At 62.9% G+C, this 17,542-nt stretch carries 11 protein-coding genes and 1 tRNA gene; 7 read left to right on the top strand and 5 right to left on the bottom strand.

What is annotated here, in order from left to right; all coding sequences use genetic code 11:
- Positions 1-9: 9 nt before the first annotated feature.
- Positions 10-192 (bottom strand): Flp family type IVb pilin, encoded by a 183-nt coding sequence (locus ACSYDV_RS02040; protein WP_438322071.1) that lies wholly within the window; start codon positions 190-192, stop codon positions 10-12.
- A gap of 137 nt (positions 193-329) precedes the next feature.
- A complete protein-coding gene (locus ACSYDV_RS02035; RefSeq protein WP_438322070.1) occupies positions 330-500 on the bottom strand; it encodes a Flp family type IVb pilin in 171 nt (56 codons plus the stop codon).
- Positions 501-694: 194 nt separating this feature from the next.
- Between ACSYDV_RS02035 and ACSYDV_RS02030 the strand changes: the two genes are divergently transcribed.
- Positions 695-1,096, top strand: a complete 402-nt coding sequence (locus ACSYDV_RS02030) for a (deoxy)nucleoside triphosphate pyrophosphohydrolase (RefSeq protein WP_438322069.1) — start codon at positions 695-697, stop codon at positions 1,094-1,096.
- A 10-nt stretch (positions 1,097-1,106) separates the two neighbouring features.
- Here ACSYDV_RS02030 and ACSYDV_RS02025 read toward each other — a convergent pair whose 3' ends face one another.
- Complete coding sequence (locus ACSYDV_RS02025) at positions 1,107-1,958, bottom strand: methyltransferase domain-containing protein (RefSeq protein ID WP_438322068.1); 852 nt, start codon at positions 1,956-1,958, stop codon at positions 1,107-1,109.
- A gap of 129 nt (positions 1,959-2,087) precedes the next feature.
- Here ACSYDV_RS02025 and ACSYDV_RS02020 point away from each other — a divergent pair, with 129 nt between their 5' ends.
- The 4 genes from ACSYDV_RS02020 to ACSYDV_RS02005 all read left to right on the top strand — a co-directional run bounded on the left by ACSYDV_RS02020 (position 2,088) and on the right by ACSYDV_RS02005 (position 3,726).
- Complete coding sequence (locus ACSYDV_RS02020; RefSeq protein WP_438322822.1) at positions 2,088-2,870, top strand: double zinc ribbon domain-containing protein; 783 nt, start codon at positions 2,088-2,090, stop codon at positions 2,868-2,870.
- 4 nt (positions 2,871-2,874) lie between these two features.
- Positions 2,875-3,135, top strand: a complete 261-nt coding sequence (gene grxC / locus ACSYDV_RS02015) for a glutaredoxin 3 (protein ID WP_438322067.1) — start codon at positions 2,875-2,877, stop codon at positions 3,133-3,135.
- 8 nt (positions 3,136-3,143) lie between these two features.
- Positions 3,144-3,614: a DUF1178 family protein gene (locus tag ACSYDV_RS02010; RefSeq protein WP_438322821.1), complete on the top strand. Its 471-nt coding sequence runs from the start codon at positions 3,144-3,146 to the stop codon at positions 3,612-3,614.
- Positions 3,615-3,649: 35 nt separating this feature from the next.
- Positions 3,650-3,726 (top strand) — tRNA-Arg (locus ACSYDV_RS02005).
- A 156-nt stretch (positions 3,727-3,882) separates the two neighbouring features.
- Here the strand turns inward: ACSYDV_RS02005 and ACSYDV_RS02000 are convergent.
- Complete coding sequence (locus ACSYDV_RS02000; RefSeq protein ID WP_438322066.1) at positions 3,883-5,778, bottom strand: sensor histidine kinase; 1,896 nt, start codon at positions 5,776-5,778, stop codon at positions 3,883-3,885.
- Positions 5,765-6,415 carry a response regulator gene (locus ACSYDV_RS01995; protein WP_438322065.1) on the bottom strand — a complete coding sequence of 217 codons (651 nt, stop codon included), beginning with the start codon at positions 6,413-6,415 and terminating at the stop codon, positions 5,765-5,767. The genes ACSYDV_RS02000 and ACSYDV_RS01995 overlap by 14 nt, the downstream gene beginning before the upstream one ends.
- 198 nt (positions 6,416-6,613) lie before the next feature.
- On the opposite strand from ACSYDV_RS01995, the gene ACSYDV_RS01990 reads away from it, so the two are divergent.
- On the top strand, positions 6,614-8,860 hold the full coding sequence (locus ACSYDV_RS01990; protein ID WP_438322064.1) for a YadA family autotransporter adhesin: 2,247 nt from the start codon (positions 6,614-6,616) through the stop codon (positions 8,858-8,860).
- Positions 8,861-9,425: 565 nt separating this feature from the next.
- Positions 9,426-17,528 carry an Ig-like domain-containing protein gene (locus ACSYDV_RS01985; protein WP_438322063.1) on the top strand — a complete coding sequence of 2,701 codons (8,103 nt, stop codon included), beginning with the start codon at positions 9,426-9,428 and terminating at the stop codon, positions 17,526-17,528.
- The last annotated feature ends 14 nt before the right edge of the window (positions 17,529-17,542 follow it).

Below are 17,542 nucleotides of genomic sequence, written 5' to 3'. Positions count from 1 at the left end.
CAGGCCCCGTTAGGGAGCCGGAGCCGGAGTAGCCTTCAGGCCGGTTTCAACCTTCTTGAAGGTGTTGTTGACTTCACCGCCAACGAGCCCAAGCGTGCTGATCAAACCCACAGCGATGAGAGCGGCGATCAGGCCATATTCGATCGCAGTTGCGGCTTTGTTGTTACGGACAAATTTTTTGAAGAATTTCATGTCTGGTCTCCTGACGATTCACTTACCCTGTTGACGGTCTGGTCGTGGTCAACATCGCCGGTCTAGGTCGAATAGGTTTTGAAATCCTTAATCCGCCAGGATAACAGAAAGGCGGAATAATTGCCGACCCTGTGGCACTACATCGCGCCATCGATCTCCGAACCCACGTGGCGCCACATTTTGCCCGTCTCGTCGCCGACGCCTGCTATCGCTACCATGGACGCGAGAAAAATCAGCGCGATAATCAGGCCATATTCGATCGCCGTCGCGGCTCTGGTCGACCGTATCAGTTCGGCATATATCTTCATCGTTCCCGCCCCTGGCTCTGACCGGAACCATCATCTCCGGACCGCACGGCGCTCGCCTGGCTTCGATCGGTCTGGCCCCGATCGCCTGAAACCTCAGCCGTGCAATCCGGGGATTCTGGTCCTAGAGTTCCCGATCATGCCCGTCGTGGCACAGGAGGGTTAATAATTTGTCGGTTTCGATGCAGGGAAAATCGTTGGAAAATTGTCTTATTGTGGTTGCGGCGGCGCTGGTGGACCGTGACGGCCGCCTGTTGGTGCAGCAGCGTCCCGAAGGCCTGTCGATGGCCGGATTATGGGAATTTCCGGGCGGCAAGCTCGAACCCGGCGAAACCCCCGAACAGGCGCTGATTCGCGAATTGGAAGAGGAACTCGCCATCGACGTCGATCATGCCTGTCTTGCCCCTGCCTGTTTCGCCAGCGAACCGCTGGGCGACAGGCATTTGCTCCTGCTGCTCTATGTGTGCCGCAAATGGCGCGGGACACCGGTGGCGCAGCATGCGAGCGCGCTGCGCTGGGTGCGGCCGGTCGAACTCCATGGCCTTGCCATGCCGCCCGCAGACAAGCCGCTGATCGGATTGCTGGAGGCGCTAGTCTAGGTTTTGGGGGCTAGGCTTTGGGCTTCAGCGCGTCGCTGAGCGATGCGGTGCCGCTGCCGCGCCGTGCGGGTTGCGGCTGGTCGGGATGCGGCGCCCAGCCACTGAAATGGACAAGGCGATATTGTTCGCCGATGCGGCCGTCCGGGTCGGATTCCGCCGCGAAGGCCGCGGCGATCCGCGCGGCCTCTTCGCGCGTCAGCGGCGGGGGGGGCGGGGACAGCCGGCTCGACAGGCCGCCCGCGCGCAGGTCGCGGATCAGCGCGAAGGCGTCGGCATAGCGAACGGTCAGCGCCTCGACATCGACGACGGGCAGCGCGAAGCCGACTCGCTGGAGGAGGTTTCCCATCGCGGCGAGGTCGATCTGCGGATGCATTCTTGCGATCGAACGCACGCCGTCGGCCATCACCGCGCGGCGCAGCCGGGGCAGGCTGCCGTCGCCGACAAAGGCGCCGAGCAACAGCCCGTCGGGCGCGAGTAGCGCGCGCAGGCGGAGGAGCGCGCCGGGGACATCGTTCACGCTGTCGAGTCCGCCGGGCCACAGGATGAGGTCGAAGCTGGCGAAGGGCAGGTCGATCGCATCGGCCTCGACCGTCAGGGCTTGCTGCGCCGCCGCGTGGCGCGGGCCCGTTTCCGTAATTGTCAGTTCGGTACCGGTTCCGCGCAGGTGCCCGATCAGCGCCGCATCATGTGCGCCGATCAGCAAGGTGCGCGAAAATTCGCGGGTCACCATGGTTAGCCGGTCGAGCAAGGTTTCGGCGATGATCGGTGCGAGGAAATTGGCGGTGGCGGGCAGGCGCGCCATACGGTCGCGCTGGGCGCGGGTGCGGGCGGGGGAAAAGAGCTGGTTCGGGGGCTGCGACATGCGGCGCTTGTGCCGCCCCCGGCGATGCTTCACAAGTCCGTCATGGCGACGCAAACGGGGGACGCCGAAATCGATACGCCCGCGAAGGCTGGTGAGGGGGTGTTGCGCGGCCTGCGCAAGGCGGCGCGCATGATCGTCGATTATGCCCTGCCGCCGCGTTGTCCCGGGTGCGGCGTGATTGTCGGCGAAGACCGGCAATTCTGTCTGACCTGCTGGACATCGCTGTATTTTCTCGATGGCCCGGCCTGTTCGCTCTGCTCTATCCCGCTACCGACCGCTTTGCCCGGCGGGTCGATCGCGTGCGGCGCCTGTCTTGCCAGTCCGCCGCCCTTCGATGGAGCACCGGCGGCGGTTGCCTATGGCCCCGTGGCGCGGACCGTCGCGCTGCGGTTCAAATATGGCCGCCGGCTCGGTCATGCCCGCCTGATGGCACAGCTGATGGCGCGGCACCTGTCCGCGCTGGGCGCGCCAGAGGCGATGTTGCTGGCTCCGGTGCCGCTGCATCGCTGGCGGTTGTGGTCGCGGGGATTCAATCAGGCAGCGCTGGTCGCGGATGCGCTGACGCAGGCGACCGGCGTGCCGCACGACCATCATCTGTTGCTGCGGACCAAGGCGACGGCCGTGCTGCGCGGCAAGGGCCGCCGCGAACGCGAGCGGATCGTCGCGGGCGCCTTTGCGCTGGCACCGGAAGCGAAAACCCGGTTGGCGGGCAGACATCTGGTCTTGATCGACGATGTCCATGCGAGCGGGGCGACCTTGCGTGCGGCAGCACGCGTGCTACGGCGCGGCGGCGCGACGCACGTATCGGCGCTGACCTGGGCTCGTGTCGTCCCGGATGCGCTGATGACAAGCAACATATTTGACTTTGCGTCGTTGGATTCCGATATCGATGATGAAAGGATGACAGGATAGCCGTATGGCAAAGATCGAAATCTATACCAAATTCCTCTGCCCCTATTGCACGCGAGCAAAGGCTTTGTTCGACCGCAAGGGCGCCGATTATCAAGAGATTGACGTGACGATGGATCGCGCGGGCTTCGTCGCGATGGTCGAACGCGCGGGCGGTGGCCGCACGGTGCCTCAGATATTTATCGATGGAAAGCATATCGGCGGCAGCGACGATCTGGCGGCGCTGGATGCGCGCGGCGGGCTCGATCCGTTGCTGGGGACCGCCTGACCTTGATCGTGTTCGATCTCTGCTGTGCGGCCGGCGATCACCGGTTCGAAGCCTGGTTCGCGAGCAGCGACAGCTTCGCCGACCAACAGGCGCGCGAGCTGATTTCCTGCCCGATCTGCGGTGATAGCGCGATCAGGAAAGCGGTGATGGCCCCGCGTATCGGCGCCAAGTCGAACCGGCAGGTCAGCGTGTCCGTGAAACCGGCCGCTGGCGAGCAGCAGCAGGTGGACGGACCTGCGCCTGAACTGGTGCGCAAGCTGATTGCCGAGATCGCGGCCAAACAGGCCGAAATGCTGCCTCAGTCGCGCTGGGTCGGCCGCGATTTTGCCAATGCGGCGCGCGCGATGCACGAAGGCCGCGCCGCCGAGGATCTGATTCATGGCCAGGCCTCGCCCGAAGAGGCCGAGGCGCTGCGCGACGACGGTATCGCGGCAATGCCGTTGCTGGTCCCCATCGTCCCGCCTGACTTGGCCAATTGACGCTGACGGCGCACAGCCGCTACACGGACCCCGGCGCACCCGTAGCTCAGCAGGATAGAGCATCAGATTCCTAATCTGGGGGCCGTGGGTTCGAATCCCGCCGGGTGCACCATCCATATTGATCGTGCTGATCGGCGCAGGAAGTGCCGGCGGTCGTTTCCTGCTTGGCGGTGTGGCCGACCGTTGCGCTGTGGCGCCATTGCGGCGCTTTGACAGTATGAGCCTCAGCGGACCCGCCTGACAACTTGGCCAGCGCGGCAGGTGCGGATCAAGGAATTCCGGTCGTCCTGACGTAGGGAAGCCAAACCGAAATGGCGGTTCCTTCGCCGGGAACGGAGAATAAAAGAAACGCGCCGCCTATCGCTTCGGCGCGGCTTCGCATTCCGCTGAGTCCCTGACCACCGGACAGGATGCGGCCGGTGTCGAAACCGGATCCATTGTCTTTTATGGAGACGGTCACCCCGGATGCCGTGTCACGGCTATCCTCGACGCACGCCAGATCGATTCTTGTCGCGCCCGAATGCACCATCACGTTCGCCAGTGCCTCCTGAAACAGGCGAAGCAGGTGCAGTGAATTGGTCGCATCGAGCCACTCTATTCTGTCGCAACTATCGACGTTCCAGTGGAGCTTGATGCCTGCTTCGATCAGGTCGGGCTCGGCCCGATGACGAAAATTCCCCAGCAACGCGACGACATCCCCTGCAAGGGGTTCCAGTGAATCGACAGTCAATTTCAGATCGGAAAGCGCGCGCTTCAACGTCGCGATCGATGCGGGCGGGTGATTCTGGCGCTCGGCTACGGTCAGGGCGGCGACGAGGTTCGATCCTATTCCGTCGTGCATTTCGCGCATGATGCGGCCGCGTTCGGTTTCGATCGCCCGCGCAACCTCCAGCTTGCGGACTTCCCTTTCGCGTTCCTCGAGGGCCGCGCGCGCATCCTCCACCCTGGTTTCGAGCTCGGCGTTAATGCCTTCCAGCCGTCCAAAGGCGAGGTTGGCCCGCCTCCCGAACGACAGCAGCAGGACGAGGCAGAAGAGGCTGCCGATATAAGGCTGCAAGAAAAATCCCAGACCGTCCCAAAGCCGGCTGTCCCATTGCCTGCCGATGTCATGGGTCGTGCCGGCGATGATCGCTGCCAGGCACGCGGTCATCAGTGCGGCGCCCGCATCGCGGGTCCGACGCCAATGCATGAGTAGCAGGAAGGCGGTATAGGCAACGCAGGCTACGGCCAGCAAATTCCCGATCGAGTCCGTGCCAAAGGCGCCGGTCCAGCCCCACTCCACCGTCGCAAACCGGATCAGACACAGAAGTACGCCCGCCGTCAGCAGAATCGCACTATGAAGCTTCCACCGTCGCAGGCGGACATAGACAAGGCAAAAGGCAAGGCTCGCCGACATGGCCGGATAGACGGCGTAATAGGTCATCGCCTTGAACGCGATAATGTTGAAGGGCGCCCGGACGGCCGTGAAGTTGTAGTCGCGGGCGAACCACATCAAACCGAGGATGGCGAGGAGAAGCAGCTCCGTATCGCCCCGGCGAAGCAGCCAGAACCAGAGCGCGGCCGCGGCGAGTACGACCATCGTCAGATTGGCGGCCTGTACGCCCGTAATCCGCCAGAAATGAATTCGCTCATGCCGCGCATCGAGGGCGGCGGCGGGGCCGATGTAATAATCGCCGCTGACCAGATCGTAATTGCTTTCGATTTTGACCAGTAAATGATTGGTTCCCTCGGAAAGCAACGGGGCGGGCAGGCGAACGATCTCGGGGCGATACCAGCCGAGCGCGCGATCGTCGCCCTCGGTGAAGTTGCGGAAGATTTCCTGCCCGTTGAGCAGGACCGCGATGCGTTCGTAATTATTCTCGGTGTAGAGCGCGATCGGGCCGGGGGGCAATATCCGGCGATCGAAACGCAGTCGCAGCCAGAGCGTTTTGGTCGTCGAGGTCGCGCCCATCTTCTCGAACGCGAACCCCCTGCGCGCCGGACCGCGCTCCCATTCGCTCGTCGGCAGGTTCGAACTGTCGGTGCGCATATAATCGGCATCGGTAAAGCGCAGAATCGTCGCGCCATGACTGCTTTCGCGGACGAAGCTGTTGAGTGGGGGCTCGGCCAGCGCCAGCGCGGGCCAAACCAACAGCAACAGGAACAGCGCCTTAATTGCGCGCAATAAGGCCCTGACTTCCAGCTTCAAACAATGCCTCCGCCCTGCTGTTCACCTCAAGCTTACGGTAGATATTCTTCACGTGAAACCCAATCGTGTTGAGCGAGACGTGCAGGATGTCGCCGCATTCGGCATAGGAAAATCCCCGCGCCAGCAAATGCAGAACCTCGGTCTCGCGTTCCGACAGGGGCGAAATGGGCGGGGGCAGCGCGGGCGAACGGTCATCGACCATCTGCTCCATGATACGGCGGGCGATCACGGGCGATATCGGTGAGCCGCCGCGCCGGATTTCCACGATCGCCTCGACACAGGATTCGATGCGCTGGTCCTTGAGGAGATAGCCGCGGGCACCGGCGCGAATGCTGTCGAGAACCTTTTGCTGATCGGCGAACTGGGTGATGACCAAAATGTCGGTGTCACGCCCTTTGGCGGCCTCCTTGGCGATCAGCGTGGTGCCGTCGCCGTCAGGCAGGCCAAGGTCGCACAGCAGCACGTCATATCCGCCCGCATCGACAAGGCCGCTGCCGCTGATCACGCTGTTCGCAGTGTTGACGACCATCATGCCGGTCGCTGCGTTGACGGCTTCGGCGAAACGTCCGGCCAGGATCGGATCATCCTCGATAATCGCAACGCGTATCACCATCACCGTCTCCAGTCCTTTTGTCTCGCGAACGATAGCCGCGCGGCGCCCGCAGTAAACCCACATGAATGGGTAGGTGGGGGCCACATGCTCATGTGGGGCGAGGCTTCGCCGTCCGCGCTAACCGCGTCGCAGGGTCAGCGTGCGGGAACAGCAAGCCGTGCCAAGCAAGCGGCGCTTCCCATTTTTGGAGCCATGAACATGATCAAGACCAAGCATTTTCTGACCAGAACCGCGCCTTTGGCGCTTGCTGCTTCCTTGCTGGCACCGGGCGTTGCTCATGCCGATCCGACCCCCGAATGCAATATCGGCGATCCGCTGGCGCCCAGTTCCACCGAATGCGGGGTCGACGCCACCGTGACCAGCGACGACGGCACGCAAGTCGCGGTGAAGGCGACGGCGGTCGGCTCCAACGCCAAGGCGCTTGGGGACGGCAGCAGCGCGGTTGGTTACAGGGCCAGGGCGAACAACGAAAATTCCGTAGCGCTGGGCTCCAGTGCCCTGACCTATGCCGATGGCGCAACCGCCGTGGGGACGGGCGCCGTCGTCGACATCGTCGGTTTGACCAAACTCAATCCCAATCCCGACGGTCTTCCCAATGTGCCGGACGCCAGCGTCGCCATTGGTTATCGGGCGCAGGCGGATGGCAATCGCACAGTTGTGATCGGCGGAAACGCAAGGGTCGGCGGTACTTTGTCCGAGCCGGGGATCGAACCTGACGATGCGACCGCAATCGGCTCTACCAGCCTGATCCTCTCCGACCGAAGCACGGCGATTGGCGCATTCTCCCAGGCTGGCGCCGGCAATGACACGCAAACCGATGCCACCGCCGTCGGTTTCCTGGCGAGGGCCAACGCGCGAAACGCCACGGCGCTCGGCAGCAATGCGTCCGCCGGAGCGGATGATGCGGTGGTCCTCGGCGGTAGCGCCAAAACGACCCTGAGCAATTCCGTAGCGATCGGTGCCAACTCCAATGCAGACCGGGGCGCAGTTGCCGGCTACACCGCTTATGGCCTGGCCGCTCCGCAATTTTCGTCGGGCGAATTCTCCATCGGCGGCGCTTATGAAGATGCCACGCTGACGCCGCGGCTCAATCTTCGCCAGATCACCAATGTCGCGGCGGGCAGTGCGGATAGCGACGCGGCTACGGTGGGGCAGCTCAAAGGCGCCATCGCGTCCGCAGCGAATCCTTATGTGAAAGTCAACAGTACGGGCGCCGACGCGGTTGCTTTTGGCGGCAATGCCATTGCCATCGGCCAGAGCGCGTCGGTCAGCCATGCCGACGGCGTGGCCATCGGCCGGGACAGCAAGGTCACCGGCGAATTCGGGGTCGCGCTGGGACTGAATGCAGAGGCGACCAATTTCGGGGTTTCCGTCGGTGGGCAGAGCAAGGCGGGGTTTTTCGGCACCGCGCTCGGCCATGGCGCGGCATCAGGGGATTCCAGCACCGCGGTCGGCAATGGCGTCCAAGCGTCCGGAATTTCGAGCACCGCGATGGGGGGATATGATTCCACCACCTTCTCCTCCACCACGGCATCCGGGGGGTTCAGCTCGGCTTATGGCATAGGCGCCACGGCGTCGGCGAATAACAGCAGCGCATTTGGCGCAAGCAGCCGGGCCACCGCGTTGAACAGCGTCGCATTGGGCAACGGGTCTGTGGCCAATCAGGCCAATAGCGTTTCGGTCGGGCTGGTTGGCGGCGAACGCCGTGTCGTCAACGTCGCCGCCGGAACGGGCGCGACCGATGCCGTGAACAAGGCACAGCTTGATGTCGTTGATGCGAAGGCCTCTGCGGCGCAGGCAACCGCCAATTCGGCGCTGGCGGCGGCGAATGCCGGCGCTGGAAGTGCCACCGCCGCACAGGCCACCGCCGACGCGGCTGTCGCCAACGCGGCCGCCGCCCAGACGACCGCAGACACCGCGCGGACCGAGGCGGCGGCGGCGCAGGCCACGGCCACGGGCGCCGCGACCGATGCCAGCGCGGCCTTGGCCCAGAATGCCGTGCAGGACGGGCGGATCGCGGCTGTGGAGGATGTCAACACGTTACAGGACGCGCAGATTTCCACTGTGCAGACGGTCAATGCGACCCAAAATGGCCGGATCACGTCGCTCGAGACCATGACGTCGACCGCCCTTCCGGCGCTGCAGGCGCTGGCCGCAACGCACAGCGCCCAGATCGGCGACCTTTATGCGATCACCGATCGCGATCGCCGCGAGGCGCAACGCGGTACGGCCGCCGCAGTGGCTCTAACCGCCGCGCCGATGCCTTCGGAGCCAGGTAAGACCAGCTATACCTTCAACCTTGCGACCTTCCGCGGCGAGCAGGCGGCCGGCGCGTCGATCGCACATCGCTTCGACACCGGGGCGCCGATGGCTTTCACCGCCGGCGTTTCTTATGCGGGCAGCAAAAACACCGCCGTGCGGGTCGGTGTGGCCGGGGAGTTCTAAGCCCGGCACGCTCGAATATCCTCGAGACGGCGGCGTGGATCGGCAACCACGTCGCCGGATCGGGGGCGATCCTGCGCAAAGCCGCTTGAGACGGGCGGCAGCGCCGCAGAAGGGAAATGTTACTGGCGGAGGTTGGCCGACGAACGGCGCGGCCTCTGCCTTTTGTTATTTGCTCTGAGATAGCCAGTCCGCCGGACCAGCTTAGGGTGAAGAATAATATCTGAAAATGGAAAATATTTCTTTTCCCCGACAATAGATATCGGGCCCCTCCGACGGCGTGCCATTGCCGTATATGACCCGAATTCAGGCGATTTCCGGCGCGGTCGCGACTATGCAACTAACTGCCGGGTCCGGAGTATCAGGGCGTAGTTGCCAATCTATGAGTAAGGCCGTAGGAATATAAATGTAATTTTTTCTCAACATAGCATAAGTTAGTTATCTATGTAACATATGTTAGTTAAGTTATTAACATTTTATTAGTATTTTTGGCGCTTAATCCTAAATATCAAAAACAATAGATCTAAATATAGGACAAATATTATCGTTTAATCTTGGGAGGTTAGAGATGGTGCAGGGGAAACTTGTCGATTATGTATTGATCGATAAAAATTCGGGTCGCCAGATATCTGTCTCGGGAAATCGAATAACGCTGAAGTCGCCTACGGTCGTGAAGATGACTGCGCGGCGCGAAGAGGTGAAGGACGTCGTCCGCGACGGCGAAAACCTCATTATACAGTTCGACAATGGCGACGTGCTGACGATCGAACATTTCTTCAATGACGACAGCAATATACCCAACGACCTCGTGTTGGAGGACCGCGAGAGCGGCGCGCTTTGGCAATGGAGCGCCACCGGTACGGACGACGATGGTCTGGTGCCGCTGCAGTCGATCGAATCGTTGCTGGTTGCGGAAGAAGGTCATTCGATCGCCCCGATCCTTATTGGCGCGGGCGCGCTTGCCGGCTTGATCGGGGTTGCCGCAGGCGGCGGCGGGGGTGGCAATGAGAATGAAGGCCCCGGCAATGGAGGAAACGTCAACAGGGCGCCCGTTGCGGTCGACGATACGGCCAGCGCCACCGAAGACACGCCGTTCAGTTCGACCGTGCGCCTCGTCGCCAATGATACCGATGCCGATGGGGACACGCTGACCGTCGTGGCAGGGACATTTGCAACAGCGCAGGGCGGCAGTGTCACGATCAACGCCGACGGCAGTTACGTCTACACGCCCGCCCCCAATTTCAACGGCACCGACAGTTTCAACTATACGGTGAACGACGGGAAGGGCGGGAGCGACGTCGGCACCGTGACGCTGACCGTGGCCGCGGTCAATGATGCGCCAACTGCTGGGCCGGATGCCGCCACGACAGCCGAAGATACACCGGTGGTCATCGACGTGCTCGCCAATGACAGCGATGCCGAGGGTGCTGCGCTCACCGTAACCGCCGCGACCGCAGCCAATGGTACGGTGACGATCGATCCGGTGACGGGCGCGCTGACCTATACGCCGAATGCGAATTTCAGTGGTGGCGACACGATCACCTACACCGTCAGCGATGGCGGCGGCGGCACCAGCACCGGCACGGTCACGATTATAGTGACAGAGGTCAATGACGCGCCGACGGCCGGCGCCGACACCGCCACGACGGCGGAAGACACGCCGGTCGAGATTGATGTCCTTGCGAATGACAGCGATGCGGAAGGCGGCCCGTTGACCGTGACCGCCGCCACCGCTCTCCACGGGACGGTGACGATCAACCCGGCGACGGGCGCGCTGACTTACACGCCGAATGCGAACTTCAGCGGCGCCGACACGATCAGCTACACGTTGAGCGATGGTGGGGGTGGCACGAGTACGGGTAGCGTTGCCGTCACCGTCTCGCCGGTCCCCGATGCGCCCATCGCTATAGATGACGCCGTGACGGTGGTGGAGGACACGCCGTTTACATCCGTCGTCAGCCTGATCGCGAACGACACCGACGGCGACGGCGACACGCTGACGACGGCCGCGGGCACTTTTGCGACCGTGCAGGGTGGCAGCGTGACAATCGCTGCCGATGGGAGCTATGTCTATACTCCGGCAGCGAACTTCAACGGGACGGACAGCTTCACTTATACCGTCACCGATGGCATTTTGACCGATACCGGCACTGTGACATTCACCGTGACGGCAGTGAATGACGCCCCAACCGCTGGGCCCGATACCGCCACGACGGCAGAAGATACGCCAGTTGTCATCGACGTGCTCGCCAATGACAGCGATGTTGATGGCAATCCGCTGACGGTGACGGCTGCAACCGCGGCGAACGGAAGCGTGACGATCGATCCGGTGACCGGCGCGCTGACCTATACGCCGAACGCGAACTTCAGCGGCAGCGACACGCTCTCCTATACGGTCAGCGATGGTGCCGGCGGCACAACCACCGGCACGGCCACGATTATAGTGACGGAGGTCAATGACGCTCCGACAGCCGGCGCCGACACCGCCACGACGGCGGAAGACACGCCGGTCGAGATTGATGTCCTTGCGAATGACAGCGATGCGGAAGGCAGCCCGTTGACCGTAACCGCCGCCACCGCGCTCAACGGAAGCGTGACGATCGATCCGGTGACGGGCGCGCTGACTTACACGCCGAATGCGAACTTCAACGGCGGCGATACCATCACCTACACGGTCAGCGACGGCAATGGGGGGGTAAGCGACGGGACAGTTTCGGTCACCGTGTCCCCGGTTGAGGACGCGCCGGTCGCGGTCGACGATGCCGTGACGGTGATCGAGGATACGCCGTTCAGCTCGACCGTCAGCCTGATCGCCAACGACACCGATAGCGATGGCGACGTCTTGTCCGCGATCGCGGGCACCTTTGCAACGGCGCAGGGCGGCAGCGTCGCGATCGCCGCCGACGGCAGTTACGTCTATACGCCCGCCGCGAACTTTAACGGCACCGACAGCTTCACTTATACCGTGACCGATGGGACCTTGACCGATACCGGCACGGTGACATTCGCCGTGACGGCCGTGAATGACGCTCCGATCGCGGGAGCCGACACGGCATCGACAGCCGAAGATACGCCGGTGGTTATCGACGTGCTGACGAACGACAGCGATGCCGAGGGTGCTGCACTCACCGTAACGGCCGCAAGCGCAGCCAATGGTACGGTGACGATTGATCCCGTGACGGGCGCGCTGACCTACACCCCGAATGCAAATTTCAATGGCGCCGACACGATCAGCTATACGGTGAGCGATGGCAGCGGGGGAATAAGCACCGGCACGGTCGCAATGACGGTATCACCCGTTCCGGACTCGCCGGTCGCGGTCGATGATACGGCCACGGTGATCGAGGACACGGTGTTCAGCTCGACCATAAGCCTGGTCGCGAACGATACGGATGGAGATGGCGACACGCTGACGGCAGTCGCGGGCACCTTTGCAACGGCGCAGGGCGGCAGCGTCACGATCGCCGCCGATGGCAGTTATGTCTATACGCCCGCCACGAATTTCAACGGTACCGACAGCTTCACTTATACCGTGACCGACGGCACCTTGACCGATACCGGCACGGTGACGTTCGCCGTGACCGCGGCGAATGACACGCCGACCGCGGGCGCCGACACGGCATCGACAGCCGAAGATACGCCGGTGGTCATCGACGTGCTGGCCAATGACGGCGATGTCGATGGTGATCCGCTGACGGTCACGGCCGCCACCGCTCTCAACGGGACGGTGACGATCGATCCGGTGACCGGCGCGCTGACCTACACCCCTAATGCAAATTTCAACGGCGGCGACACGATCACCTACACCGTCAGCGATGGCGGGGGTGGCACGGGTACGGGCAGCGTTGCCGTCACTGTCTCGCCGGTCCTCGATGCGCCCGTGGCCATCGACGATGCGGTGACAGCGGCGGAGGACACGCCATTCACGTCGGTCGTCAGCCTGATCGCGAACGATACTGACGGTGACGGCGACGCCTTGTCGGCTGTCGCGGGCACTTTCGCGACGGCTCAGGGTGGCAGCGTGACGATCGCCGCCGATGGCAGCTATGTCTATACGCCCGCCACGAACTTCAACGGGACGGACAGCTTCATCTATACGGTGACCGATGGTACGCTGACCGACACCGGCCGGGTGACGCTGACCGTGAGCGCCATCAATGACGTTCCGCTCGCCGGGGCTGACACAGCCGTGACGGCGGAAGATACGCCGGTGGTCATCGACGTCCTGGCCAATGACAGCGACGTCGACGGCGACCCGTTGACGGTCACGGCCGCCTCTGCGGCCAACGGAAGCGTCACGATCGACCCGGTCACGGGCGCGCTGACCTATACCCCGAATGCGGGTTTCAACGGCACCGACACGATCAATTACACGCTCGACGATGGCGCTGGCGGAACGGCCGGCGGAACGGCGATCGTCGTCGTCTCGTCGAGCGCGGTGGCGCCGATCGCCGTCGACGAATCGGTCAGCGCCACCGAAGACGTACCGTTCACGTCGGTGGTCAGCCTGATTGCCAACGACAGCGATGCGAATGGCGACCCGTTGGCGGCGATCGCGGGCACTTTCGCGACGGCGCAGGGCGGCAGCGTCACGATCGCCATCGACGGCAGCTATGTCTATACGCCCGCTGCGAACTTCAACGGTACCGACAGCTTCATTTACACCGTAACCGACGGCACCTTGACCGATACCGGAAGGGTGACGGTGACCGTGAGCGCCGTCAATGACACACCGACTGCGGGCGCCGACACGGCATCGACAGCCGAAGATACGCCGGTTGTTATCGACGTGCTGGCGAATGACGGCGATGTCGATGGTGATCCGCTGACGGTCACCGCCGCCACAGCGGCCAACGGAAGCGTCACGATCGATACGGTGACGGGCGCGTTGACTTATACGCCCAATGCCAATTTCAACGGCAGCGACACGATCAATTATAGCGTGAGCGATGGGGCGGGTGGCACCAGCGCAGGAACGGTCGCAGTCACCGTCTCGCCGGTCGCCGATGCGCCGGTCGCGGCCGACGATGCGGTGACGGTGAGCGAAGATACGCCGTTCACCTCCGTGGTGAGCTTGATCGCGAACGACACCGATGCCGACGGCGATGTACTGACGGCTGTCGCAGGGACCTTCGCGACAGCGCAGGGCGGCAGCGTCACGATCGCCTCCAATGGCAGCTATGTCTACACCCCCGCTGCGAACTTCAACGGCACCGACAGTTTCGCATACACGGTGACCGATGGCGCGCTGACGGATACCGGCGTGGTGACGTTCACCGTCACCGCGTCGAATGACGCTCCGGTGGCAGCCGCCGACACGGCGTCGACGGCGGAAGACGTCCCCGTGGTGATCGACGTTCTTGCCAATGACAGCGACGTCGATGGCGATCCGCTGACGGTCACCGGCGCCACGGCAACCAATGGCGTTGTAACGATCAATCCCGTTACAGGTGCTCTGACCTACACCCCCAATGCCAATTTCAACGGCAGCGATACGATCAGCTACACGATCAGCGACGGCAATGGCAGCACTGCGTCGGGATCGGTGGCTGTGACCGTTGCCCCGGTGAATGACGCGCCGGTCGTCGTCAATGCGACTGCGGGCGTGGCGGAGTCGGGCCTGCCCGATGGATTGCTAGAGGGCGGGGGGCAGCCGGCCCCGACAAGAGCGACCGGCACGATGTCGCTTTCGGATATCGACGGGACGGTGACGAGCGTCGCGGTAACCGGCCCGACAGGGCTGACGTCCAATGGGGTGCCGGTCAGTTGGGCGGGCAGTTTCGCGGGCGGCGTCTATACGCTTACCGGAACCGCGGGAGGGGCGACCGTTGCGGTGCTTACGCTCGCCGCTTCGGGTGCCTATACCTTCGACCTCGCGCGCCCGCTCGACCATGCGGCAGCAGGTCAGGATCTGCTGGCGCTGGGCTTCACGGTCACGGCAACCGATAATGGCGGCGCGTCTTCGAACGGCCTGCTCACGGTCGAAGTCCGCGATGATGCCCCCGTGGCTCAGCCGGCTGCACATCATATCGTTGGCGTCCCCGGACAGGCCTCGGGCGATCTGGTCGTCGGCTATGGCGCCGACGGCGGGCATGTCCAGTCGATCACCGTGGGAAGCTATACGCTCACATATAATCCAGCCGCCGACGCCGTCACAGGGTCGGGGGCGCTCGGCACGGTCGCCAGCTGGAGTTTCAACGCCGTAAGTGACCAGTTGCTGATCAACACAACGGCCGGCGAAACGATCGCAGTCGATATGCTGACGGGCGAATATAGCTATGCGGCGCTCGCGACGGCCGCCTCGCAGGCCGCGGCGCCGGTGGTCAATGTCAACGCGTCGGCAAGTCTGCTCGGTCTGGTCAACGCCGACGCGCTGGGTCTGATTGGCATCGGCAGCGATCAGATGCTGACGGCCGTCGATGCCAATAACAATATTGCGCAGGTGCAAATTCGGGCGGAAGCGGTGCTCGGAGTGGGGCTCAGCCTTGGAATCAATGCGGGCTACCACCTTGCATGGTCGGCCGCCATGGCCGCCGAATTCGGCCTTACGGTTGTCGAGACCAACAATATTTTCGCGATCACCATCGGCATTCCGCCCCTGGCGATCAGCGTCAATACACAGTCTTTCTCAAACCTTTCGATCACATCGGCCAATGGTCAGCCGATCGACAATCTGCGGCTGAATGAATTTCTGGCGACGGTCTATGTTGAACAAGCCGGCGGGCTCAATCTCGCGGCGCTCAACCTGCTGCCCAATATTTCGATCACGGCGACCGACACACTGGGCGCTGTGGGATCCGATTCCGAACGGGATTTGCTGGGAACGAGCTTGCTCGGGCCTGCCAACGACCCCTCGGGGATCACGGAGGGAACGGGTGTAGCCAACACGCTGGCGGGCACCGCCACCGACGATCGCCTCTATGGCTATGCCGGAATAGATAATCTCAGCGGGGGCGCCGGCAACGACCTGCTGCGCGGCGGCCTCGGCAACGATGTGCTCAATGGCAATACCGGTAATGATATCCTTGTCGGCGGCCGCGGGAACGACACGCTGACCGGCGGCACGGGTAACGACCGCTTCATATGGGAGGCGGGCGACCAGGGGACTGTTGGCGCGCCGGCGCTGGATGTGATCACCGACTTCAATGGTGCGCCTGTAAACGGGGGCGGAGATGTCATCAATCTTGCCGGAATACTGCAGGGTGAAGGCGCTGTCGGCCATCTGTCGGGCAATCTTGCCAACTATATCCACATCGCTGTTGTCGGCGGGAATACGGTCATCTCGCTGAGCGCCAGCGGCGGTTTCGCCGGAGGCTTCAACGCGGCGCTCGCTGACCAGCAAATCCAGCTGACCGGTGTCAATCTTGTCGGCGGGCTCGCGTCACAGCAGGAGATTATCGGGAAACTGCTCGCCGGTGGCAATCTTGTGGTCGATCAGGCGACGAGTGCGGCGCAGTCAAATGGCTTGACGACGCTCGGTGCCGTGATCGCGGACAAGGACGGCGACACGGCATCGACCTCTGTGTCGTTCGATGGCCGCGCGCAAACGGTGACACCCGGAAATCGGGCGCCGATCGCACAGGCCACCGACGTTGATCTCCTCGGGCTGGTCGGTCTCAGCGCGCTCAACATTATCGACCTCAGCCAACAGGCGATTGTTGCGTTCGACCCCGACAAGAATCTGCAACAGGTCGTCGTATCCTACGCCGCACTCGTCAGCCTCAATCTCGGCGAAGCGGAACTGGCCGTGTCGAGTGCGTTGGCCGCAGAACTGGGATTGAAGGTTTCGGTCGTCAACACTTCGGGGGTATTGGGGGTCGTCGGGCCGACCTCGACACTGACGATCACATCGGCCGATGGACGGTTGATCGACAATTTCGCGGTGAATCAACTGCTCGCAACGATACATCTGGAATCGGGCGTCAATCTGCTTTCGCTTCTGCCGCCGGCAAGCCTCGACGTCAGCGTGCTCGGAACCTTCCGGGTTACCGCGACCGATTCGGACGGAGCGGTCGATACCGACCTGATCTCGACGCTCGCAAATGCCGACGTGCTGCAGGGGCTGCTCGGCGCGAGTGGCAGCCCCGACATTGTTCAAGGGACGGCGGGCAACGACAATCTGACGGCGACGCCCGCGGGCTCAATATTCGAACGTCTTTACGGCTATGACGGCGACGACACGCTCGACGGGGGCAGCGGCAACGACCTTCTGGTGGGCGGTGCCGGGAATGACGTGCTCACCGGTGGGACGGGGAATGACATCCTGATCGACGGCAATGGCGCCGATATCTTCAATGGCGGCGCCGGCAATGACATCATCGTCCTTTCGGGCCTGAATTTCGCTTCGATCAATGGGAATGCCGATTTCGATACGCTGATACTCGATGGCATCGATCTCTCGCTCGGAGCCACCAGCAATATCAGCAATATCGAACGCATCGATCTCGGCTTCGACGATCAGAGCAACACACTCAATATCACCGATGCCGGCATTGTGGCGGCAACCGGCGGCGGCGTTCTGCAGGTGACGGGCGACGCGAATGATATCGTCAACCTGAACGGGGCATGGGTGGCCGGTGCGAGCCAGAATATCGGCGGCACCATCTATGACCAATATATGCTGAACGGCACCACCGTCCTGATCGAACAGGGCGTCCACGTCATTGCGTAGCTCTTTTGCACATC

Origin of the sequence: Sphingopyxis selenitireducens (assembly GCF_051550705.1) — a bacterium.
GTDB lineage: Bacteria > Pseudomonadota > Alphaproteobacteria > Sphingomonadales > Sphingomonadaceae > Sphingopyxis.
Note: the sequence above shows the minus strand (reverse complement) of the source record. Positions and strands in the feature narration are given on the sequence as shown.